Here is a 20,640-nt window from a genome sequence, read left to right as displayed (position 1 = left end):
ACTATCCTCAGATCCAAGGGCCTATCCTGTATCTGGCGCCCAAATTAGTGCCCGTATCGGCCTACCCGAAAAGCTAGAGTCCGTCAGGTTTAGGTTGAAACGACCCCTTGCCCCGTCATGGCCGGGCTTGACCCGGTCATCCAGTCCTTGGGCGCCCCAACGAATGGATGCCCGGCTCGGGGGCCGGGCATGACGATATTAGGGACAAGCTTCAGTTAAAATCAGACAAACTCTAGAGCAGGTCACAGTCGGATGGATTAATTCGGCCGGGATCTGCTTTAGGCTGCGGGCTGTTCGGCCAGCAAGCGACGCAGGACCTTGCCTGAGCGGGTGCGCGGTAATTCGTCCAAAAAGACGATCTGGCGCAGCGTCGCCAGCGCGCCGATCTCATCCCGCACGGCCGCGATCAGCGTGACGCGCAGCGTATTTTCGGAAATTGCGTCGTCACGACGCACGATATAGGCGACCGGCACTTCGCCCCGCTGTCCGTCCGGCCTGGCTGTGACCGCGCATTCGATGACGGAAGGGTGGCGGGCCAGCACTTCCTCGATCCGCCCGGTGGAAATGCGGCGCCCCGCGACCTTCAGAACATCGTCCAGTCGGGCGAGCACCTTGACCTCGCCATCCGCACTGATCAGCCCATGGTCGAAGGTCCGGTAGAATCCCGGAAACCGGTCGAGATAAGTCTGCTCCATCCGCGCCTCCGCCTGCCATAGCGTCGTGAGGCAGCCGGGCGGCAAGGGCAGGCGCAGCGCGAGTTCTCCCTCCTCGTCCGGCGCCAGCGTCTCGCCTTCGGGTGACAGAACGCAGAGATCGGCGCCGGGCAAGGCGCGGCCGATGCCTTGGGCGGCTACAATGCCGAAGCCGCGCAGGCTGCCGGCGATGGCCGAGCCGGTTTCGGTCTGCCACCAATGGTCATGCACGGGCAGGCCAGTGACGTCGCGCGCCCAGTCGAGCAGCGGGGTCTCCGCCCGCTCACCGGCCACGAAAATAGCGGCGAGATTCGACAGATCGGCCCGGGCCGGGTGAAGCCCATCGGGGTCGCTGGCGCGCAGGGCCCGCAAAAGGCTGGGTGCGGTGAACAAAATCCGCGCTTTATGGCGGGCGGCCAAGCGCCAGATCGTCCCCGCGTCGGGCGTGGCCGTGGCACTGCCTTCATAGAGAAGGCTGGTGCAGCCGGCGAGCAGCGGGGCATAGACGCCGTAGGAATGGCCCACGACCCAGCCGAGATCGGCGGTCGAGAAAAAGACCTCGCCAGGCTTCATGTCATAGACGTCGCGCATGGACCGCATCAGCGCGACCGCATGGCCGCCCTGGTCCCGCAGCACGCCCTTCGGCGCACCGGTCGTGCCGGATGTATGCAGGATATAGAGCGGATACGTGGCCGGCAGCGGCACAGCGCCGAGCGGTGCTGCGCCAGCGACCGTGGTTGCGAAATCATGTACTGGGATCGGCAGCGGCGTGGCGGGAGCGCCAGCGCGCTGCAGCAACAGGCAGGCGTCCGGCTTGTGGTCGGCACGCAGAAGCGCTTCGGTGACGGAGGGCAATAGCGCTGTCGGCCGCTTGCCAGTGTAGCAGCAGGTTGCGGTGACGATCAGGCGCGGCCTTGCATCGTCAATGCGGCTGGCGAGTTCCGGCCCCGCGAAACCGGCGAAGGCCACCACATGCACCGCACCCAGTCTGGCGCAGGCGAGCATGGCGATGACGGTTTCCGGCACCGGCGGCATGGTGATCAGAACGCGGTCGCCCCTGGTGACACCAAGGGACGCGAAGGCACCGGCACAACGGGCGACGGCATCCAGCAGGTCCGCGTAGCTGTAGCGGGCGGCCTCGCCCGAGGCCGGGCTTTCCCAGATCAGCGCTGTCTGCGCGCCACGCCCATCCGCGACATGTCTGTCCAGAGCGCTTTCGGTGATGTTGAGCACGCCATCGGCGAACCAATCCGCCATGCCGTTCGGGCGCAAACGGAAGGCCGTTTCCGGTGCCCACCGCCAGGCGATATCCCGCGCCGCACCGAGCCAATAGCCGGCGGGATCCGACCGCCAGGCGGCGATGGCTTTGTCGTAGCGGGTGTCGTCAGGCATCGACGCTGACCGACGCGCTCGCGTGCTCCGCGATGCGCTCCGCCAGAAAACCCGCGTCCCGCGCGACACCCGAGAAGCGGCCTGACCCCCAGGTGTGCAGCCAGGGCAGGCCGAGGAAATAAAGGCCCGGCGTTGTCGAGACGCCACGTCTATGGCCCGGCATGCCGCGACCGTCGAAGACCGGCACATCCACCCACCGGAAGTTGGAGCGGAAGCCGATGCACCAGACGATGCTGGTAATGCCGGCGGCCTTCAGATCCAATGACAAGACATCCGTCTGCGGGGTCCAGACCGGCGTATAGCGGGCCTCGGCCGGTGCCTCGACACCCGCTTTGTCGATGAAACGATCGATGCTGGTCTTGATGCTTTCGGAGGTCGCGTCGGCCGAATCCAGCAGGCCCGCCAGACCGGGGCGGATGACCAGTCGACCCGCCTCATGACCTTCCGCACGGCCATACAGCAGCATGCCTTCCAGCGCACGCTGGCGCAGATCGATATCCCGCCCGCCGTCGCGCCCGGTGACATAGTGATTGGTATTGTCGCGCACGCCTTCCTTCAGCGGATGCGCATCCACCGGCATGTCGTAATAGCCCATGCTGTCCAGCCATGCGACGACATCGCGGCCGCGATAGCGACGCGCGACGCGCGGTGCGTCGCCCAGGCAAAGATGAACTGCGCGGCCAGCGATATGCAGATCCTCGGCGATCTGACAGCCGGATTGCCCGCTACCGATAACGAGTGTCGCACCTTCCGGCAATTGCGCTGGCCTCAGATATTCCTGCGAATGGATCTGCGTGATCGCCGGGTCGATCGCGTAGGACCAGTCCGGCCGCACCGGGTCATGATAGCCGCCGGTCGCGACTACAACCTGATCGGCGGTCATGGTGCCGTGATCCGTCTGCAACAGATAGCCGTCTCCGTTTTGCGACAGACGGCGGACGGAAACGCCCTGATGCAGAGGCACAGGGAAGGAGGCCACGAAGCCTTCGATATAGCGGACGATCTCATCGCGCAGCATGAACCCGTCCGGGTCCGACCCGGCATAGGGATAGCCCGGCAGCTGGCATTGCCAATTTGGGGTGACGAGACAGAAGGTATCCCAGCGTTCATGCCGCCAGCTATGCCCGGCGCTGTGCCGCTCCAACACGACATGGTCGATATCGGCTTGATGCAGATGCCAGCTCATGGAAAGCCCGGCCTGGCCGCCGCCGATAATGGCGACGGAGACATGGGGCGGCAGATCAGAGCCTGAAGACAGGCGGGAAAGCGCATTCATGATTGTTGATCCATCACGTCAGGCGATGAAAGGAAAGGACAGTGACTGCCGCGGCAGGCTCGGCCTGCCATTGTGCGGCGCGCTGCTCGATGGTCGACAGCGTCGCCATGGCGCGGCTGCAGGGAAAACCGAATTTGACGGCGACGCGGCGGCTGGCTTCGGTCATGGCGGCGCGGCTGCGGGCGACAAGGTCAGGAACCGGATAGGTTTCGCCGACGGTCAGATGATCCTCGACGACCAGGGACGGCGAATAGCAGCGGCTTTCGCTGCCATCCGGCCAGCGCAGGGAGAATTCCATTTCAGGCATGGGAGAGGTGCTCCTCGGCAAAAACCTCATAAAGGCAGCGATGATCTTCGGCGACACGATCCCAGCTGAAACGCGCGGCCGTCTGTGGTCCCAGTTGCGACAAGCGGCGATGTTCGGCCTCGTCCAAAGACCGCGCCATGGCCTGGGCGATGGATGACGGGTCATGCGGATCGACGAATAGCGCTTCATCATACGCCATATGATCGGTGAAGGGACGAATGGCCGAGACGATGGCGGGCGTGCCGCAGGCCATCGCCTCCAGCGGGCAAAGCCCGAACCCTTCCATGAAGGCGGGGGCGACCAGCGCATGGGCAGCGCGATAGAGGGCCGGCATGGCGCTGTCATCGATGACGCCCAGAACCCGCACCGCCGCTCGCGCTTCCGGTGTCGCGTCTCGCAACACGGTCGCGAAGGCGCCGTGTGCAAAGCTGTGATCGAGGAGCGACGCGCCACCGGCAATGACAAGCCGCACATCCGGGCGCGTGGCATGCAGTTCCAGAAAGGCGTGCAGCACGCCGAGCGTATTCTTGCGGTGCTCGATCCCGCCCAGGCTGAGGAAGAATTTTCCGTCGGGAAGTCCCAATGCCTGACCGCCTTGGTCGCCCTGCGGCGTGAAGCGCCGATGGTCCACACCATTGCTGGTCTGATGCACATGACGGCCTGACAGGCGGGAAAGCTTTTCCTGCCACAACCGGCTGACCGTCAGCAGCATCGCCGCCGCCTGCCAGCCACGGTCCTGCCAACGCGCCAGACGCGCATCGGCGAAATCATCCAAATGATGCACCGTGCGGATAAAGCCCGGAATGGCGCCATCGGCTCGAAGATTGGCGAGCGCATTGGCGCTGATCGGGTCCTGCGCGTGATAGATGTCAAAGCGCTGACCGCGCATCGCGGCCGCAATTTCCCCGATGCGGGTCTCCACCATCGCGACCGTGGTCTGGGCAGGCGCCGCGGGAATCAGCAGGGTTTCGCAATGCGGCGCGCGAAAGAAGCGCTGACCGGGCAGGGCGGGCGCGATGAGTGTTGCGTCCTCGCCCTGCCGGCAAAGCGCCTCGGCCAATTGCATGGCATGGACCACGCCGCCGCGCGGATTGGTGGAATGGGTAAGGATGGCGATGCGCCGGGTCATATCGGCGCACAGCCGATCAAGGGCGCGTCCGCCAGGTCCCAGAAAGTCTCTGTCGTGCCGTCCGCATTCAGCAGATCAAGCTTTGTGCCGGGCGTGCATTGCCCGATCGCGGCGCAAGCGATGCCACGACCCGCGAAGGCCGCGATGACGCCGGGAACCTTGTCTGCTGTGGCGGTGAGAATAAAGCCGAAACTCGGGAAACTGCTCAGCCAGCGATCCAGCGCGACCCCTTCGGGCCGGGGGACGGCGAGAGGATCGATCAGCATGCCGATGCCAGAGCATTCGGCCAGCATCAGCGCCGTGCCGACTAGCCCGGCCATGCTGATATCCTTGGCCGCCTTGCTCAACCCGCTTTCGGCGATCTGCGCAAGGGTATCAAGATCGCCACGCAAGCGCTCGGCGTCGGCGCCGCGCGTCGCCGCGTCCCAATAGGGTAAGGGGTCATGATAGGCGCCGCGCAGATCGATCGCGGCCAGGATGACCTCACCGGGCTTTGCGTCAAAACTGGTCAGCAGCTTCGTCGCGCGACCGAGGATCGCGACCGCGAGCTGGGCCGAGCTTGCGCGCGCATTGGTATGGCCGCCGATGACGGGGATGCGATAGGCATCCGCCGCTGCCTTCAACCCGGCCAGCACCGGCTCGGCCTCGGCATTACCGGCGCTCCATAGCGCATCGACCACGGCGATGGGTCGGCCGCCCATGGCCGCAATATCGCTGGCATTGACCATGACACCGCACCAGCCGGCGAACCAGGGCTCTGCCTTCAGAAAGTCAGGCACGAAACCCTCGATCGCGAGGAGCAAAAAGCCGTCACCGTCCGGGATGGCAGCACAATCATCGCCGAGGCGAATGCCCTCCGGCGCCTTGCCCAGATGCCGCGCGACAGCCGCGATATCGGTCTTATGGGCCAGCCCCCGCAGATTGCGGAGCGATTGGGCCAGGGATTGCGTCAGCATCACGCGGCCTGCTTCACAGGGCGCAGCAGATGAGTGACCGGGCGGCCATGCGGCGGGTAATGGTTCAGCTGTGCCCGCATGACGTGGTGCGGTCGGCCATGCAGCATCACGCTTTCCAGCCCATCCCAATGCAGGCGCCTGAAGAAGGAGAAGTTCTGCGCTTGCACATGGGCCAGGAAGGTATGGCAACCGCGCGCATGGGCGGTGCAGACTGCAAGCCGGATAAGCTCCGCCCCCAGCCGGCCAAGGCGGCGATGCTCTTCGGCGACGGCGAGCCGAGAACCCCACCACAGGCCGGGCTCGGGCTGATGAATACGCACCGTGCCGACAATCTCATCCGGCGCGCCCGCAATGCAGCTATAGGCGATGATATGGGTCGCGACATCATCGGTCGCGTCCCGATCGTCATCTTTGAAGATCTGCTGCTCGGTGCAGAAGACTTGCCGGCGCAAGGCGTGATGCGCCGCGATCTGCCAGGGGTCCAAGGCCAGCGTGAAGCGGTATTCGCCGGGCATGAAGAGGGGGATGGGACCGTCGAACATGCGCATCAGCCCCCGTAGCTGGCGATGGAGGAACAGGCGCTGCATTTGGCGCAGCCGGCCTTCACGTTTGTGGCGCGCAACCCGGCTTCCGTCAGCATGCGGCCGAGTGGCGCCAGGACGCTATGCATGAACTCCGGTGGCGGCGGCGCGTGGTTTTGCAAAGGTGTGCCGGTGATGGGGATGAAGGGCACGACAAAGGGATAGACGCCCATCGCCACAAGCGTTTCGCACAGAGCCAGGATCTCGGCGGCCGTATCGCCCAGACCGGCCAGAATATAGGTGCTGACCTGACCGCGCCCGAAGACCGGCACGGCTTCCGCGAAAGCCTCCTTATACCGATCGACCGTGACGGTCGCTTTGCCCGGCATGATGCGGGCGCGCACGGCCTGGGTCGCGGCTTCCAGATGCATGCCCAAAGTATCGATGCCGGATTCACGCATGCGGCCGAACCAGGCATGGTCGCGCGGCGGCTCGCACTGGCCCTGGATGGGCAGATCGACGGCAGCCTTGATGGCAAGGGCGCTGTCGCACAGCAGGCCGGCGCCACGGTCGATGACATTCGGCGTGCCGGTCGTCATCACCATATGCTTGACACCGTCGAGCATGACAGCGGCGCGCGCGACCTCCGCCAGTTGCGCTGGCGTCTTATGGGCGATGGTGCGACCGGCGTCCAGCGACTGGCCGATGGCGCAAAACTGGCAGGCGGTGCGCCGGTCGGTATAGCGAATACAGGTCTGCATCACGGTCGTCGCCAGCACATCCGCGCCGTGCAGAACCGCGATCTTCCAATAGGGAATCCCTTCCGGCGTCTGCATGCCATAGAAGCGTGGCGGCCGGGGAAAGGTGATACGCCCGACCGGCGCACCGTCCCGCAGCAGGATGCGCCGCCCCAGATCATCCGGCAGACCAGCCTCGAAAGGTGAGGACGCTGCCTGACCGGTATAGATCGGCACCATCACCGTCTGCCCGCCGAGCGTGATCGCCTTGTGGTCGGAAGGTCCCGCGCCGCCGCGCCTGCCAGCCGCACCCGCGTCCGGATCAGCCAGCCGCAGCCCGAGTGATTGCAGATCGGTAATCAGGTGACGGTTCGACGGCGGGAGAGAGGGGGGACGGAGTTCCGAAAGGCTGTTCTGCATCGGTGCTGCTCCATGAATCGGCAGAGGATAAGGAATCGTCGCTTGCACGCGCGATAGGATTGGCCGGCGCGTCGCGCAGCACGAGGTGCAGAAGCTCGGGCCGCGCGTAATGCCCGACACTATCCATCATGCGCTTGCGCTTGGTGATGAGGGTCATATCCAGATCGGCGATGACCAGGCCTTCGCCTTCTCGCAGGGCCGGCGCGAGATGGACGCCTTCGGGGGAGATGATGGCGGTATTGCAACCGTCGCGCAGAGCCCGCTGCAAACCGGCATCGGGCGTGATGCTTTTGATCTGCTCATCCGTCAGCCAGCCCGTCGCGTTGACGACGAAACAGCCGCTTTCCAGCGCATGATGGCGGATCGTCACTTCGATCTGATCGGCAAAAATGGGCCCGACCATCGAGCCCGGGAATTGGCTCGCATGAATTTCCTCATGATCGGCCATCAGGGCGTAGCGGGCGAGGGGGTTGTAATGTTCCCAGCAGGCCAGCGCACCGACGCGACCGACGGCGGTTTGCGCGGCGCGCAGACCCGACCCATCGCCCTGGCCCCAGATCATACGTTCATGAAAGGTCGGCGTGATCTTGCGGCGCTTCAGAACCATGCTGCCGTCGGCATCGAAAATCAGCTGCGCATTATATAAGGTACCGTGGTCGCGTTCATTCACGCCCAGGACCACCACGACGCCATGCTGTCGTGCGGCGGCGGCCACAGCCTCCGTCACCGGACCCGGCACCGTCGGGGCATTGTCATAGAGCCGCATATGCTCGCGGCCCATCAGCACCGGCGGCTGCACGAAGGAGAAATAAGGGTAGTACGGAATAATCGTTTCCGGAAAGACGATGAACTGCACGCCCTGCCGCGCCGCATCCGCGATGGCATTCAGCACCTTTTCGACGGTGCCGTCTGCATTGTCCAATACTGGGGCCAGTTGGGCGGCGGCAGCGCGGATGATGCGCGGCATGGCGTTGATCCCTATACCTTGATCACAATGTCCAGGTATCGATGACGACGGCATTGTCCCGCTTGTGCAGCAGCACGCAGTCCAGCACATCCAGCGGGCTAATGGGGCGGATACCTTCGATCAGCGCGCCTTCGCCATGGCCGTATAGCGCCTGCAGCGCGAAGCGGCAGGCATAGACCTTGCCGCCCTCGGCCATGAACTTCTTGATCTGGTTGTTGAAGTTCTGATGGCCGGGGAAAGCTTCGTCACCCAGGCGGGGAAAGCCGCGCATGACGCCGAGGGTGACGCCAGGGCCATAGAGCAGAACCGAGGTTTCATACCCTTTACGCTGCAACCTTGTTGCCTGCAGCAGGTTGACGAGGCCGATTGACCCCTCAAACGCCACCGTATGGAAGGTGACCAAAGCCTTTTGCCCGGGCTCGGCCTTTACATCTTCAAAGACTTTCTCTTCGAAATCGACGAGATGATCACCGATTTCATTCTTGGGCTTCTCGACAACCGGCATGTCTTGTCTCCTCTGACACCGTTTCCGGAGGGGAGATAAGCACGCGGAAAAATTTCGCCGCAACGCGACAATGAAGGGCAATTGTGGGGCAAAAAAGCCAGACAAGCCCAGACAATTTTATGAGGAGTACAGACAATTTTCCGCATTTGAATGATCTCTGGACAAGAGTTGCATTAATTATGAACCACAACAGATCATATATTAAGCAATTGCCTTATAAACACACTCAGAGATGCTGACTAAAATTGCGGCAGCGTTGTTCACGTGTTCGTGATATCAAGGTCTCGAAACGGTTAAATAACGGTCGTATAGGCTTGCGGCACGGGGCGTCGCAGCGCCGCTTCGATGGCCATCAAGGCCTGTGCGAGCGCACCGCGATCCGCCGCCGCACCAAGGGCGATGCGGACATGCTCGCCGGCATGGGTCGTGCCATCAACCGCGAAACTGTCTTCCGCCACCAAAGCCAATCCATGCCGCCGGGCATAGGCCGTGAAATCGGAAGAATGCCAATGCGGCGGCATCCTGAGCCAAAGATGCAAACCATGCGGATGACGCGCCCCGTCCAGACCGGCAAGGATCGTATCGGCCATTTCCTGCCGGGCGGCCGTCTCCTGCCGGATCGCCTTGAACAGGCGTTGAGCATCACCGTCTCTGATCCATCCCGTGACGAGCGAGGCCATCAGCGCCGAGCCCATTTGCGCTGTCGCCCGCAAAGCGGCCGTCAGCCGGTCGACATGGCTTAAGGTCGGCACGACAAGATAGGCGAGGCGTAGTCCGGGGGTCAGCGTCTTCGCGAAAGTCGCGAGATGAAAGACAAGCTCCGGCGCGAACTGCGCCAAGGCCGGCAGCGGCTCGGTCGGGAAAAGGCCATAGGCGTCGTCTTCCAGAATGGGCAATTCATGCAGCCGCGCGATATCGGCGATCGCCTGCCGCCGGGCAATGGACATGGTCGCCGTTGTCGGGTTCTGGATGGTCGGCGTGCAGAAAATCAGCCTCGGTCGGCTTTCATGACAGATGCGGTCCAGCTCCTCGGGCAGCATGCCCTCATCATCCATGCCGACGCCGAGAAGCGTAATACCAAGCTGAGCGGCCGCCGCCCTTAGGCCGGGATAGGCCATCTGCTCGGTCGCGATCATATCCCCCGCGCGCGCCAGGCTGGTGATGACGCTGATCATGCCGCTCTGCGCGCCGGGGCAAAGCAATAGACGCTGCGGGTCTATCCGGCCCATCGTGGGGAGAAGCCAGGACAGGCCGGCCTCTCGGTCCTCGGCGCTGCCCGTGTCCCAATGATAGGTCATGAGGGCGGCAATATCCTGCCGGCGTAAGACTCGCGCCAAACCGTCCTGAAGCATGCCGTGCAAGGCGGGCTCTGCCGGCAAAGGCGGCAGGTTCATCGTCATGTCGATGACCGGATGGCCGCGACTCAATTGTCGCAGAAGAGGCGCATCTGCGCGCACGAAGGTACCGCGGCCGACGGTCGCCGAAACCAGGCCCTGGCGATGCGCTTCGGCATAGCCGCGGGTCACGGTCGCAAGGTCGACACCGATTTTCTGGGCCAGAACGCGCTGGGTGGGTAAGCGGTCGCCGGGCAGCAACCGCCCGTCCCGGATGGCAGCGGCAATGGCCGCCGCCAATTCGCGGTAGATCGGCCCGGTTCGGCCGATCAGGTTCGGTGCCCATTGCACCATGTCTTGGTCGGCCGGAATGCCAATGCGTTTTTTTAGCATCCGCAACAGGCAAGCAAAACCTGGACCAAAACCGGAGAGGGTCCGCGCAGAAGCCAGGATCAAACCACGTAAAGGCTCGTCAAGTCAGCTCGGCTGACCGTTATGACGGTCCGCGTTCAGCGCCAGTTGTATCCGGTTACTTGCGCCGGTTTTTTGCATGATATTGCGGACATGCGCTTTGACGGTGCTGATGCTCATCACCAGGGCCTCAGCAATCTCCTTATTCGATTGACCCTGACAGACATGCTCCAGCACCATACGTTCGCGTCTTGTCAGATCGGCAATTTCGGATCGAGAGGGAAATGCTGGGCGAATGGGCGGGGTTTCGCGCTGCAGCATCCACGGGTCTTGCTGTGGCACCCTCCGACCTTGGCGACCGTGATGGATGAGGTAAAACGTCGAGACGGTCTTCTGCAGGCTGGAATTCCTGGCTTGAACGACGGCCGCGCAGCGCGCTTCGAACTCCCGCAGCAGATGCCCGCTTTCTTCGGACAGCCAGTCGGAGATGATAATCAGGCAGCGCGGCGGAACATAGCGAAGGATGGCGGTCACATCCTCAAGCCCAGCCGAGGCCGGACCGTGATGAACATAAACGACCAGATCGATCGACTGGGTTGAGCCGCCGGCGAAATCGCCCACGGATGAGAAAGGCGTGAAGGCAATCAGCGGCTGCATCGAGAATGCGGCGCTGATGAAACATTCCCGCGTGAACTGGTGGCTGTCAATCAGGGCCACGCAGAGAATCTGCGCTGCCGATGCCATCCGGTCGGATGAGGGCGCAGCGGCGCTCACCTGATTTTGCGGCGACACGATGGCTTGAAAAAATTCGTTCAATATCGTGATCCTTGGAACAAAACGTACGGCCGGCATCAAGTCGATAAACCGCCTGGGCTTTGGACCACCTATCGCCGTCCAACGATCGATTAAGGTGAGTCCGGTCAGAGAACGGCACAGGTCAAACTATCAATTACCGGCGAAGGCCAGGCTCTGCATTAGTCTTACTTGCTTGAGGCTGATTCGGTTGCAATTGATTTTGAGTGTTAAAGTTCCCTTTCCTTAGGATGCCTTATCGTATCGATGCGTCAAGCAAGAGCCGTCACTAAGCCAGGAGACTCACGAGAGAGTGACGCCAAACGGCTTAGTTTTTCGGAAACGCTGGACGAAAGAATTAGATCTTTAAGCCGGGATTTTGCGAAACCTTCTCAACGCCCGGGCTTGTCCCAGACTTAGCCAGGGTAAGGGTTAAAGTTATCTGCGATCCTCAAACTGAATTGATAAAACCTACAGGTCGGGGAGTGACTAGGCAATTACATAAATCAGACAAAACAAAAACCATAGGGTATCTGGCATTGCTGGCCTAGCCCGACTGCAAAAGAGACAAGTATGATTGCGGATTCGAAAACTAGTCTCTAGCCAAATCGCAAAAAACCTGCTGACAAAATGGCATCGTCTAGAAAAGACTTCCAAAATTTCTGACAAGAACGGTTTTTTGAGATCACACATCCTGATATATCAACGACGAGCATTTTTTTGCTGCACCGCATCATTCAGGGAACATACGAAAATCCATGAATTTGACATCGACCCCCTGCATATGGGGCGTAGGGTCGAAGGATCTTAGCCTGGCAAGAAGATGGCCCAGGTAGTCCTGCTCGGCGGCATCCAAAGCGGGGATATAGGCTTCGATATTCTGAAAGGCGTGCAGATAGCTTTCGAAATGCCGGATGAACAGGCTGCCGATCTGCCGGCCGTGATTGCTATCCCAATGCCAGCGGTCCTCGACGATAGCCGAAATCGCGCCGAGCTTCGGGCCATGAAAATGCAGCAAGGCTGCGGCATCGTTCAAGCCCCAATAGGGTTTCCAATTCAATTCCAAAGGCAGCCGGTCCCACCGCCCACGGTAGAAGACGTTATAGGCGATCTGATCATGAAAATTATGGGTTTTCTCGCGCAACGTCTCGACCAGATAGCGTTCGAAACCCGCATAATCATCGCGCATCGCTTGCGGGCTCAGCACCATGACGCCGGCATTGAAGTAGTTCCAGCTCGTCGGGTCGAATTCGGGGGCCGCTGCAAAATATCGCGGTTGGATCGCCGCCAGTTCGGGTCGCTTCAAAAAGAGAACATCGACATCCGTGTAGAAGACATGCTCATCCTCTCGCTCTTCCAGGCAGACATTGGTGCGTAGCCAATGACCGACCGTCAGCATATGATAACGCCCGGCGGCCGCCAGTTCCTCAATGACCGATAAGTAGGGAAGGCGGGAGTTGATGATATTAACCCCGCGGGCTTCCAGCCATTCCGTAAAGCCGTTGCGATTGCCTGTATAAAGCAAATGCGGCGCGAGGTCCGTATGCTGGAGCGCGGAGAGAACGGCTAGTTTTGTATGAAGGCCGATATCGCCGCGCGTGCCGCCTTCGTTCAGCGCCAAATACCATTTCATGCATCAGATCCCAACCTCGGTTGCCCGAAACTTAAAGTTGCTATCAATTTCGGCTAGGGCTCGCTGACCATATGTTTCCATGCCGTGATATCATCCTGGAGATCCTTGTTAGGGATACGCCATTCGAATAGTCCCTGACGGAAGTAATGGTCCTCAGCTGATTTCCATGCGCCATCCTTCACAGCCTTTGCGACGTCTGGGTTAGTCTTCAAATACCAGCTTTCCGAAACCATCATGCCGGTGCCGGTTCGACCCTCGAAATAGCCGTTCTTGGCATAATGATCACGGGCGCTGGCCCAAAGGCCCTGACGAATCGCCAGCGCAACGTCAGGATTGCAACGCATATAGTCCTCCTCGTCCAGTTTTGTATGCCTTGCAGCCTCAGACAATAGAAACCGGAAAAGAACCGCAGGAATGGTGACGCGGTTTTCGGGAGACGCAGGAAAAAGTGAGTTCAGAAGCTTGAATGGAAGCATATGCATGTCCATGCCTTGTCTGTCGTGAAGGGTCTGTCGTGAAGGGACTGCGCAAAACTACGTTCAATCATCGGATCTGGAATGAGATTGTCAGCTTGCGATATTAGGCACAGAATGCGGTGTATTTTGTCGCAATAGAAAGTGAATCAGCGGATTAAATTTCTCGCGCCGCATTTTTTCTAAAAAAGCCGCTCCGGGCTGAGGATTGGCCGCAGGGATCAGCTCGGGCATCATGGCAGCACGATACTGCGCCGTATTGAAAGCCGGCGATGGATCTATATCGTAATAGAGGCCGACGCGCAGAAAATGTGCGAAGGGATCCCGATTGGGACCCACGGCTTGCCCCCGCTGGCGCATATAGAAATCTACATCGAAATAGGAGATTGGGCTAAAGCGTTGCGAACGCCGATGGCGCAAATAATGCAGCAAGGGGGAGGTGGTGCCGCTCAGCCGATAGGTCCGCCGATACCACTCCGTCTCGAAATAGATGATGGGCCGGAAGGCCCTTTCCTCTCCATGGAGGGCATAATGGACCAAGGGATTAATTTCGATTCCGGTCGTTCGGTTGAGATACTGGCCGCAATACCAGGTCGGGTCGAAATAGGCATTGGGTCGTCGTCCTTCCCGCCAGCCGAAATCCAGAAAATGGGTGAGAGGGTCCTGGCCGTCGCCGCGCACATCGGGATAGCTGGCGAGGTAGAAATCGACATCGAATAGTCCGGATGCCTCTATGCAATCGCGTGCGGAAGCCGGCTCGGCTTCGGCGACTGCGGGCACCGCTGTCTCGGGACTGGGGAGGGGATGCCGGCCCTCGGCCGCACCGAAGGCCAGGAAATGGCCAAGCGGACTAATGCCGGCATCCTGGATATCGGAATGAAAATCCCGGTACCAGCCGGGGTCGAAAGCATCGCTCGGCCAGCGGCCTTCGGCCTCGCCGTCTTGCAGGTAATGGCGCAGCGGATTGATCCCGGCTTCCGCCACGTCACCGTTCTGCTCAAGATAGAACGAGGGGTCGAACCAAGGATTGGGCTTTTGGCCCTGGCGCCAGCCGATTTCACAAAAATAGATCAGCGGGTCGCGACCATCGGCGACGGATTCGGGATAGTGAGACAGATACCAGTCGGCATCGAACAGTCTGCAATCGGCGAGGGCCGCAATGTCGGCCGCGATCGCCGCGGCGTGATCGTAAATCATGAAGCAAGGCGCCTCAGACACCCAGTGCAATCGGGCGGGGAAAGAGTGTCTGAGGCATCGTAAGCGGCCGGTCAGGCGGCTACGGTGTAGACAGCGGTGATCCCGACGGTCTCGGCCCGTTCCTGCAGCCTTGCGCGGATGCTCTCAAGCTGCGGGCCGGCGAGAAGCAGCGGGGCGCAAGCGTCGTCCCAGGTCTTGGGCTCCGCGAGCGGCAGCAGATTGACGACGCCTTGCGCGGCCCTTGGCTGGCCGCCGGTATCGAGGAAGGATTCGGTGGCGACCCCCTCCGCGATGATAAGATCATGCGGCTCCAGCTCAAGATGATAATAGACGATCTCACCCGCCCGGCTGATCTGGCGAATGGTGCTGTCGTTGATCAGAAGCTGCGCCGGCACCAGGACGCCGTCGAAGAAAAAGGAATGATCGGGCGAGACATAAAGATCGCGCTTCGGCAGACCATCGGCAAAGGCGCCGGCGGAGATTTTCACAGGCATGATCTGGGCATGATTGGTAAACTGGGTCGAGATGCGGGTGACGGCGAGGGACGTGATCGGTGCCGCCATGCCGGCGGCGGTCATGACCAGATCGCCGTCATGCAAGTCTTCGATCGCAACCTCACCCTGAGGTGTCAGAATACGCGTGCCGGCCAGGAAGCAGAAGAAGGTGGACGTGCCGGCCGAAACAAAGACATTCCCGCCGCTATAGGTAAAGGTCAGCGGTCCGCTTTGGCCTTCTATGACGGTGCCTGTCGGGAAAGCTGTGCCGTTGACGGTGACATTGCCGATTTGGGTGCTTCCGTTGAAGAGCGTGATCGTCTGATTGGTCGTTCCGGCTATGCTGTAGGAGGTGACCTGCGAGGCAAGATTAAGAAATTCGATATTGTCTTTGAGATTGCTGAATCCGTTGATCGTCAGCGAGGATAGATCAATGACGGAACCAGGATTGCCCGTCCCGGTGGCGACGAATGTGCCGCCGTTCGATCCGAAATTGACAGCGGTGCCGTTCAGCGCGGACAGGAGAGCCGGACCATTGCCGAATGTGCCGCCATTGTCGAGATAGACATTCGTGCCGCTCAACAACCCTGCCAGCTGGCCCGTGGCGGCGGTGACCGCACCGCCATCGACATAGATATTCGTGGTCGAAGCAAGACTGACTGTGGAGCCGATCGTCGCGGAACCGCCGACATGGATATTGCTCGTGCTCAGGATCGCTACGTTCATCGTGATCGCCGCGCTAGCGCCGGGGGCGATCACGTAATTGGCTGTTTGCCCCAAAGATGTCGCGACGGTCAGATTTCCGCTCGCGGTTAGAACATTGGCTGCAGGGATGCCGGTGATGGTTTGGGGGCTGCCGCCGCCCGCAGGATAGGTGATGACAAGCGTATAGGTTGAGCCGCTTAGCGTAAGTCCGTAGGTGACGCCATTGCCATTGGTAAAGTTCGTCATGGTCTAATCCTCCTCTACGAATATATTGTCTCAGTTGTTGAAGAGTTTGTGATCGAGACCGGCGAAGAGGATCTTCGTGCCGTCGTTGAGTGTCATCACATCGCCCGCCGCCGTCACGGTTTCGACAGGCAGATTGGTGCCGGTATAGCCGTAGCCGCCGAAGGCGATATTGTCGGACGCATTGAAGCCGATGATGACGACAGTGCCGCCGGCATGGCCGTTGACGAAGCCGAATACATCATTGCCGGAACCGGCCGTGACGGTGGAGGCACCCGCACCGCCGATAAAGGTATCGGCGCCGGATCCCAAAGTGGCTACCAGCGTGCCGGAATTTGCCAGCGGATTGGTCGCGATCGTCAGCGGTCCGGTCGAACTGCTGGCGTCGATGCCGGTAATGCCGGAGGCTCCGGCGACGGCCAGCGAATTGGCGCCCGTGACGGTGAAGATGCTATTGCCGCCGCCACCGATCAGGGTTGTATTGGCACCGGTCGAAACGCCGGTGATGTCGCCGGGACCGCCCGTCACGGAACTGCCGCTGCCGCCGAGGGAGAATTGCGTGATGCCGGCCCAACCGCCGTAAACCGTGGTGGCGGCGGTGGCAGCGGTGATCGTGTCGCTTGGCGCCGCAAGAACGACCGTCGGGCTCGTCACCGTAAAGGCATTGTTGCCGGTCGCGTTCGAATCGCTGACGATGCTGGCGCCAGAGATGGTTTGCGATGTACCAGTCCCGCCGACGACGAGCGCGCCGGGAACGGTATTGACGCTACTGTCAATCACCACTGAATAGATCGTGCCGGGCCCGAAATTGGCCTCGAAAATCTGGCTCGATCCCGTGGCACTAGAGTAGTTTGCCGGTTGCACGCCGCTCGGTATGGTGGCGGTATCTGACATCTATCCCGTCTCCTGCAAAAAGGTCAAACGTCGAGCGCCAGTGCTAAACGCATTGCAGAAGGGTACAGTCAAATTATGAATGCAATCCTAACAAAAGGTAGGATTGACGCGGTTTATAGCAAGGATTGTATGAGAGCGGAGAGGAACCTCTAGACCTTTTTGCAAGGTCTATTTATCTTTTGGCAGGGTTAGCCTGACTAGAGGAATTAGCCTGTGAGAACTATTAACTTCTAGTTCCAGACAGGAAATTTTAACTAATTATTATGAAACAAATCGAATTTTCGCTGTCGGCCAGACTCTCATGAAGCGTCGGCCTGGTGGAGCCTAACCTTGGGATGGGTTGCATAAAATTATGAAACAAAATTGGTTAGACATTCGTTTTAAAATCCTTATGGCAAGTTGATGGTGAGGATCTATCCTGTGAGACTATCCGGCAGGACGAAGCATTTCCGAATGTGGTGAATAATCTATGGCAAGCGTTGTCGAAGCACTGCTGACGTCCTGGGCCAAGGGTGAGGCTGGCTTGGCCGGCCTGGCCGAGCAGACTTGCGTCATTGCCGGAATGGAGGCCAATCCCCGGGCGGCTGAGGCCTTGCTGCGTGCCGGGGCGGCCTTGCGGGAGGATTCCACCGAGGTAGCGCTGTCGCACCTACTTTACGCACAGCGTCAGGCACCATCCAGTAGCCTGATCACCCTTCTCATCGGGGATCTGCGCTTGCATCTGGGCCTTGCCGAAGCGGCCGAGCCGTTTGATCTTCTGGCACGGCGCAGCGGGTGGAATGCCGTGTGGTATCGCCTCGCGCTGACAAGGATGCGGGCCAGCCGGCCGGACCTCGCGGCGATCGAGATTCATGAAACCCTCAGCCGCAATGCACCGATTCTGGACCAGCCGGCGATCGCTTTGCTGGACGATATTCTGCAAGCGACCGGTGCGCGCGGCTGGTGCGGGCTGAACACGCGGGGCGACTTGTTTGTGGGTGGACCTGTCATCCGGCGTGGGGCGCCGATGCTGTCCGTGACGGCGGACGGCATGCCCTTGCGTCTGGGCGCGCGTGCGCGCGAGCCAGGTTTTGTGCGCTTCGCCCTCGGGCAGGCGGCTTTGGGTGCCGAGACGATCGAGGTCACGTCCGGCGGCGTGCCGCTGGTCGGCAGTCGTCTCAAGCCGCAATCGGTGATCCGGTGCGAAGGTTTCGTCGAGCGGACCGAGGCTGGCATCGCGGGTTGGTGCTGGCTGCCGGGTGCGCCCGACGTTCAACCCCGGCTGCAGGTGCGCGGCTTGTCCAGTGCGATCGACCTGACGGCGGAGGCGATGATCGAGACCGCCGCCAATCTTGAGCGTTTGATATGGCAACGAGGGTTTTCGGTGCCTTTCGCGGAGCTGCCCGACGGGCAACTGGCCTTGGCGGGGCCGCACGGACGCCCGCTTTACGGCAGTCCGTTGAGGCCCACGGGCGGCGTCGACAGCGGCATGGTCGCCGCCTCGCGCCTCCGTCGCCGCTTTCCGGCTCTGGGTAAAGCCGAGGCCGAGGATAGCGATGTCGCGGCCGAGATCAGCATTCCGGCAGCCCATCGCGGCCGTCGCGCGGGGCCGCCGCCGCAGCCGGTCCTCCGCCAGACCCTGATCGCGATTCCGGTCTATCGCGGATTGCGCTCGACCATCGACTGCGTGCGGTCCGTGTTGGAGCATCGCGGGCCGGATGAGGTGATCCTGGTCATCTCGGACGCATCGCCCGAGCCCGCTCTGGTCGAGGCTTTGACGAATATGGCGCGGAAGGAGGATATTCAGCTGCGGTTGGAGACCGTCAATCGCGGCTTTCCGGGCACGGTTAACCTCGCTATGCGGCAGGCGGCCGAGGCCGGGCAGGATATCGTTCTTCTGAACAGCGATACGCTGGTGGCGCCGCACTGGGTCGCGGGTCTGCGGCGCGCGACCTATGCCGAGAGCGACATCGGCACGGCGACGCCCTTCTCGAACGCCGCGACGATCCTGAGCTATCCGGACCCCTGGCATGCCAATGCCATTCCGACCGAGGAGGAGACGGCGGAACTGGCCGCCGCCTTCGCCGCCGAGAATGGCGAAGCAGTGGCCGAGATCCCGACCGGACACGGCTTCTGCCTCTATATCCGCCATGCTTGTCTGGTCGAGACCGGGATTCTGCGCGAGGATGTCTTTGCGCAAGGCTATGGTGAGGAGAACGACTTCTGCATGCGCGCCCGGCATCTCGGCTGGCGGCATGTGGCGGCCACGGGCTGCTATATCGGCCATCTCGAAGGACAGTCCTTCGCCGCCGCGAAGGAAAGTCTGGTCCGGCGCAATCTGAAGATGCTCAATACTTTGCATCCGGGCTATGATTCTCTCATCGCGGACTGGGAGAAGGCAGACCCTTTGTTCCCGCATCGTCGCCTGGTGGATCAAGCGCGCCTGCGGGCAATCCAGCGGGATCGGCGCGCCATCGGCTTTGTCACCCATAACCGGGAGGGCGGTGTGCAGCGCCACGTTCTGGCGCGGGCAAGGCAGGCTGAGGAGGCTGGGTTTCTTGCCTTGATCGTCAGAGCGACGAAAGATCGCACAGGCGGGGCGCTGTGCGAAGTCAAGACACCGTCCCTGGCCTTGCCCAATCTGCAGTTCCACGCGGGGTCCGAGCGCCCGCTTCTGGAGCAATTCCTGCGTGCCTGTCGGCTGGACAATATCGAACTGCATCACTTCATCGGGCATGAGCCGGAAACGATCGCCATGGTGACGGCGCTTGGGATCCCGTTCGATCTGCATCTGCATGACTATGCGTGGTTCTGCCCGCGCATTACGCTCACCGCGCAGGGCAACCGCTATTGCGGCGAGCCCGAACTTAAGGTTTGCGAAGATTGCGTGCGTGATCGCGGCGGCGCGCTCGATCGCGATATCCAGCCCGGCGCGCTCATCGCATGGTCGCAGGATATCTTCGACCGGGCCCGCGTCGTGATTGCGCCAACGGCCGACACGGCCCTGCGCTTCCGGCGCCGCTTCGGCGTGCAGCCCCAGGTGCGACCATGGGAGACGGATCATCTGCGTCTGCAAGGCAAGCCTATTCGGCCGATTACGCCCGGCGGGGCGCGTGAAGTCTGTATCGCCGGGGCGATCGGATACGAAAAGGGCTATCAGATCCTGCTGGATTGCGCGCGGCTGGCGCAAGCGGAGGATTTGCCGATCCTGTTCCAGATTGTCGGTTTTACCTGCGATGACGAACGGCTTCTGGAGACCGGCAAAGTGACGATCACCGGCCGCTACGAGGAAAGCGAGGCCATCGCCCTCATCAAGGCGCAGAACGCCGATCTGGCTTTTTTGCCGGCGCTTTGGCCGGAGACCTGGTCCTATGTTTTGAGCCAGCTTTGGCAGGCGGAACTGCCGGTGGTCGCTTTCGATATCGGGGCGCAGGCCGAACGCATCAAAAGCAATGGCGGTGGCGTGCTGCTACCCTTGAGCCTGCCGCCACGGCGCATCATCCAGGCGCTGTGCAATGTCGTATCATCAACTCAGGCGGCGGCATGAAGACAAAACGCTGACATGCAGATGTGATCGACGATT

At 61.2% G+C, this 20,640-nt stretch carries 17 protein-coding genes; 1 reads left to right on the top strand and 16 read right to left on the bottom strand.

Translation table 11 applies throughout. The features are described 5' to 3' along the window. Positions 1-278: 278 nt before the first annotated feature. The 16 genes from ACELLULO517_RS06090 to ACELLULO517_RS06015 all read right to left on the bottom strand — a co-directional run bounded on the left by ACELLULO517_RS06090 (position 279) and on the right by ACELLULO517_RS06015 (position 17,078). Positions 279-2,084 carry an AMP-binding protein gene (locus ACELLULO517_RS06090; protein WP_227306411.1) on the bottom strand — a complete coding sequence of 602 codons (1,806 nt, stop codon included), beginning with the start codon at positions 2,082-2,084 and terminating at the stop codon, positions 279-281. Then, positions 2,077-3,360, bottom strand: a complete 1,284-nt coding sequence (locus ACELLULO517_RS06085) for an MSMEG_0569 family flavin-dependent oxidoreductase (RefSeq protein ID WP_227306410.1) — start codon at positions 3,358-3,360, stop codon at positions 2,077-2,079. Before ACELLULO517_RS06085 ends, ACELLULO517_RS06090 begins: the two co-directional genes overlap by 8 nt. Before the next feature lie 13 nt (positions 3,361-3,373). Beyond that, a complete protein-coding gene (locus tag ACELLULO517_RS06080) occupies positions 3,374-3,667 on the bottom strand; it encodes an MSMEG_0570 family nitrogen starvation response protein (protein ID WP_227306409.1) in 294 nt (97 codons plus the stop codon). Then, on the bottom strand, positions 3,660-4,796 hold the full coding sequence (locus ACELLULO517_RS06075) for an MSMEG_0565 family glycosyltransferase (RefSeq protein ID WP_227306408.1): 1,137 nt from the start codon (positions 4,794-4,796) through the stop codon (positions 3,660-3,662). Before ACELLULO517_RS06075 ends, ACELLULO517_RS06080 begins: the two co-directional genes overlap by 8 nt. After that, positions 4,793-5,752, bottom strand: coding sequence for a sll0787 family AIR synthase-like protein (locus tag ACELLULO517_RS06070; RefSeq protein ID WP_227306407.1), 960 nt, complete (start codon positions 5,750-5,752; stop codon positions 4,793-4,795). Before ACELLULO517_RS06070 ends, ACELLULO517_RS06075 begins: the two co-directional genes overlap by 4 nt. Then, positions 5,752-6,300 (bottom strand): MSMEG_0567/Sll0786 family nitrogen starvation N-acetyltransferase, encoded by a 549-nt coding sequence (locus ACELLULO517_RS06065; RefSeq protein ID WP_406566246.1) that lies wholly within the window; start codon positions 6,298-6,300, stop codon positions 5,752-5,754. Before ACELLULO517_RS06065 ends, ACELLULO517_RS06070 begins: the two co-directional genes overlap by 1 nt. Beyond that, the gene (locus ACELLULO517_RS06060) at positions 6,300-7,430 is read right to left on the bottom strand and encodes an MSMEG_0568 family radical SAM protein (RefSeq protein WP_227306406.1); all 1,131 of its coding nucleotides are present in this window, start codon (positions 7,428-7,430) and stop codon (positions 6,300-6,302) included. The genes ACELLULO517_RS06065 and ACELLULO517_RS06060 overlap by 1 nt, the downstream gene beginning before the upstream one ends. Beyond that, the gene (locus ACELLULO517_RS06055; protein WP_227306405.1) at positions 7,333-8,397 is read right to left on the bottom strand and encodes a Nit6803 family nitrilase; all 1,065 of its coding nucleotides are present in this window, start codon (positions 8,395-8,397) and stop codon (positions 7,333-7,335) included. Before ACELLULO517_RS06055 ends, ACELLULO517_RS06060 begins: the two co-directional genes overlap by 98 nt. Positions 8,398-8,419: 22 nt before the next feature. After that, complete coding sequence (locus ACELLULO517_RS06050; protein WP_227306404.1) at positions 8,420-8,902, bottom strand: MSMEG_0572/Sll0783 family nitrogen starvation response protein; 483 nt, start codon at positions 8,900-8,902, stop codon at positions 8,420-8,422. A 293-nt stretch (positions 8,903-9,195) separates the two neighbouring features. Continuing rightward, positions 9,196-10,629: an aminotransferase-like domain-containing protein gene (locus ACELLULO517_RS06045; RefSeq protein WP_227306403.1), complete on the bottom strand. Its 1,434-nt coding sequence runs from the start codon at positions 10,627-10,629 to the stop codon at positions 9,196-9,198. 84 nt (positions 10,630-10,713) lie between these two features. Next, a complete protein-coding gene (locus ACELLULO517_RS06040) occupies positions 10,714-11,463 on the bottom strand; it encodes a response regulator transcription factor (protein WP_227306402.1) in 750 nt (249 codons plus the stop codon). 709 nt (positions 11,464-12,172) lie between these two features. Beyond that, positions 12,173-13,072, bottom strand: coding sequence for a glycosyltransferase family protein (locus ACELLULO517_RS06035; protein ID WP_227306401.1), 900 nt, complete (start codon positions 13,070-13,072; stop codon positions 12,173-12,175). A gap of 53 nt (positions 13,073-13,125) precedes the next feature. Then, positions 13,126-13,560 carry a hypothetical protein gene (locus ACELLULO517_RS06030; protein ID WP_227306400.1) on the bottom strand — a complete coding sequence of 145 codons (435 nt, stop codon included), beginning with the start codon at positions 13,558-13,560 and terminating at the stop codon, positions 13,126-13,128. A 78-nt stretch (positions 13,561-13,638) separates the two neighbouring features. After that, positions 13,639-14,742 carry a hypothetical protein gene (locus ACELLULO517_RS06025; RefSeq protein WP_227306399.1) on the bottom strand — a complete coding sequence of 368 codons (1,104 nt, stop codon included), beginning with the start codon at positions 14,740-14,742 and terminating at the stop codon, positions 13,639-13,641. Positions 14,743-14,813: 71 nt separating this feature from the next. Beyond that, entirely contained in the window at positions 14,814-16,187 is a 1,374-nt protein-coding gene (locus ACELLULO517_RS06020) for a Hint domain-containing protein (protein WP_227306398.1), read from the bottom strand. A 30-nt stretch (positions 16,188-16,217) separates the two neighbouring features. Beyond that, positions 16,218-17,078, bottom strand: coding sequence for a hypothetical protein (locus ACELLULO517_RS06015; protein ID WP_227306397.1), 861 nt, complete (start codon positions 17,076-17,078; stop codon positions 16,218-16,220). A gap of 469 nt (positions 17,079-17,547) precedes the next feature. Between ACELLULO517_RS06015 and ACELLULO517_RS06010 the strand changes: the two genes are divergently transcribed. Beyond that, complete coding sequence (locus tag ACELLULO517_RS06010) at positions 17,548-20,604, top strand: glycosyltransferase (RefSeq protein WP_227306396.1); 3,057 nt, start codon at positions 17,548-17,550, stop codon at positions 20,602-20,604. Positions 20,605-20,640 lie beyond the last annotated feature (36 nt).

The sequence above is a fragment of the Acidisoma cellulosilyticum genome (genome assembly GCF_020621385.1).
Classification (GTDB): Bacteria; Pseudomonadota; Alphaproteobacteria; order Acetobacterales; family Acetobacteraceae; genus Acidisoma; species Acidisoma cellulosilyticum.
This window is presented reverse-complemented; position numbering and strand designations above follow the sequence as displayed.

Excerpts from the sequence above, each read along its gene's own strand:
- ACELLULO517_RS06090 (WP_227306411.1), bottom strand. The coding sequence starts at position 2,084 with ATGCCTGACGACACCCGCTACGACAAAGCCATCGCCGCCTGGCGGTCG.
- ACELLULO517_RS06085 (WP_227306410.1), bottom strand. The coding sequence starts at position 3,360 with ATGAATGCGCTTTCCCGCCTGTCTTCAGGCTCTGATCTGCCGCCCCAT.
- ACELLULO517_RS06080 (WP_227306409.1), bottom strand. The coding sequence starts at position 3,667 with ATGCCTGAAATGGAATTCTCCCTGCGCTGGCCGGATGGCAGCGAAAGC.
- ACELLULO517_RS06075 (WP_227306408.1), bottom strand. The coding sequence starts at position 4,796 with ATGACCCGGCGCATCGCCATCCTTACCCATTCCACCAATCCGCGCGGC.
- ACELLULO517_RS06070 (WP_227306407.1), bottom strand. The coding sequence starts at position 5,752 with ATGCTGACGCAATCCCTGGCCCAATCGCTCCGCAATCTGCGGGGGCTG.
- ACELLULO517_RS06065 (WP_406566246.1), bottom strand. The coding sequence starts at position 6,300 with ATGCGCATGTTCGACGGTCCCATCCCCCTCTTCATGCCCGGCGAATAC.
- ACELLULO517_RS06060 (WP_227306406.1), bottom strand. The coding sequence starts at position 7,430 with ATGCAGAACAGCCTTTCGGAACTCCGTCCCCCCTCTCTCCCGCCGTCG.
- ACELLULO517_RS06055 (WP_227306405.1), bottom strand. The coding sequence starts at position 8,397 with ATGCCGCGCATCATCCGCGCTGCCGCCGCCCAACTGGCCCCAGTATTG.
- ACELLULO517_RS06050 (WP_227306404.1), bottom strand. The coding sequence starts at position 8,902 with ATGCCGGTTGTCGAGAAGCCCAAGAATGAAATCGGTGATCATCTCGTC.
- ACELLULO517_RS06045 (WP_227306403.1), bottom strand. The coding sequence starts at position 10,629 with ATGCTAAAAAAACGCATTGGCATTCCGGCCGACCAAGACATGGTGCAA.
- ACELLULO517_RS06035 (WP_227306401.1), bottom strand. The coding sequence starts at position 13,072 with ATGAAATGGTATTTGGCGCTGAACGAAGGCGGCACGCGCGGCGATATC.
- ACELLULO517_RS06030 (WP_227306400.1), bottom strand. The coding sequence starts at position 13,560 with ATGGACATGCATATGCTTCCATTCAAGCTTCTGAACTCACTTTTTCCT.
- ACELLULO517_RS06025 (WP_227306399.1), bottom strand. The coding sequence starts at position 14,742 with ATGATTTACGATCACGCCGCGGCGATCGCGGCCGACATTGCGGCCCTC.
- ACELLULO517_RS06020 (WP_227306398.1), bottom strand. The coding sequence starts at position 16,187 with ATGACGAACTTTACCAATGGCAATGGCGTCACCTACGGACTTACGCTA.
- ACELLULO517_RS06015 (WP_227306397.1), bottom strand. The coding sequence starts at position 17,078 with ATGTCAGATACCGCCACCATACCGAGCGGCGTGCAACCGGCAAACTAC.
- ACELLULO517_RS06010 (WP_227306396.1), top strand. The coding sequence starts at position 17,548 with ATGGCAAGCGTTGTCGAAGCACTGCTGACGTCCTGGGCCAAGGGTGAG.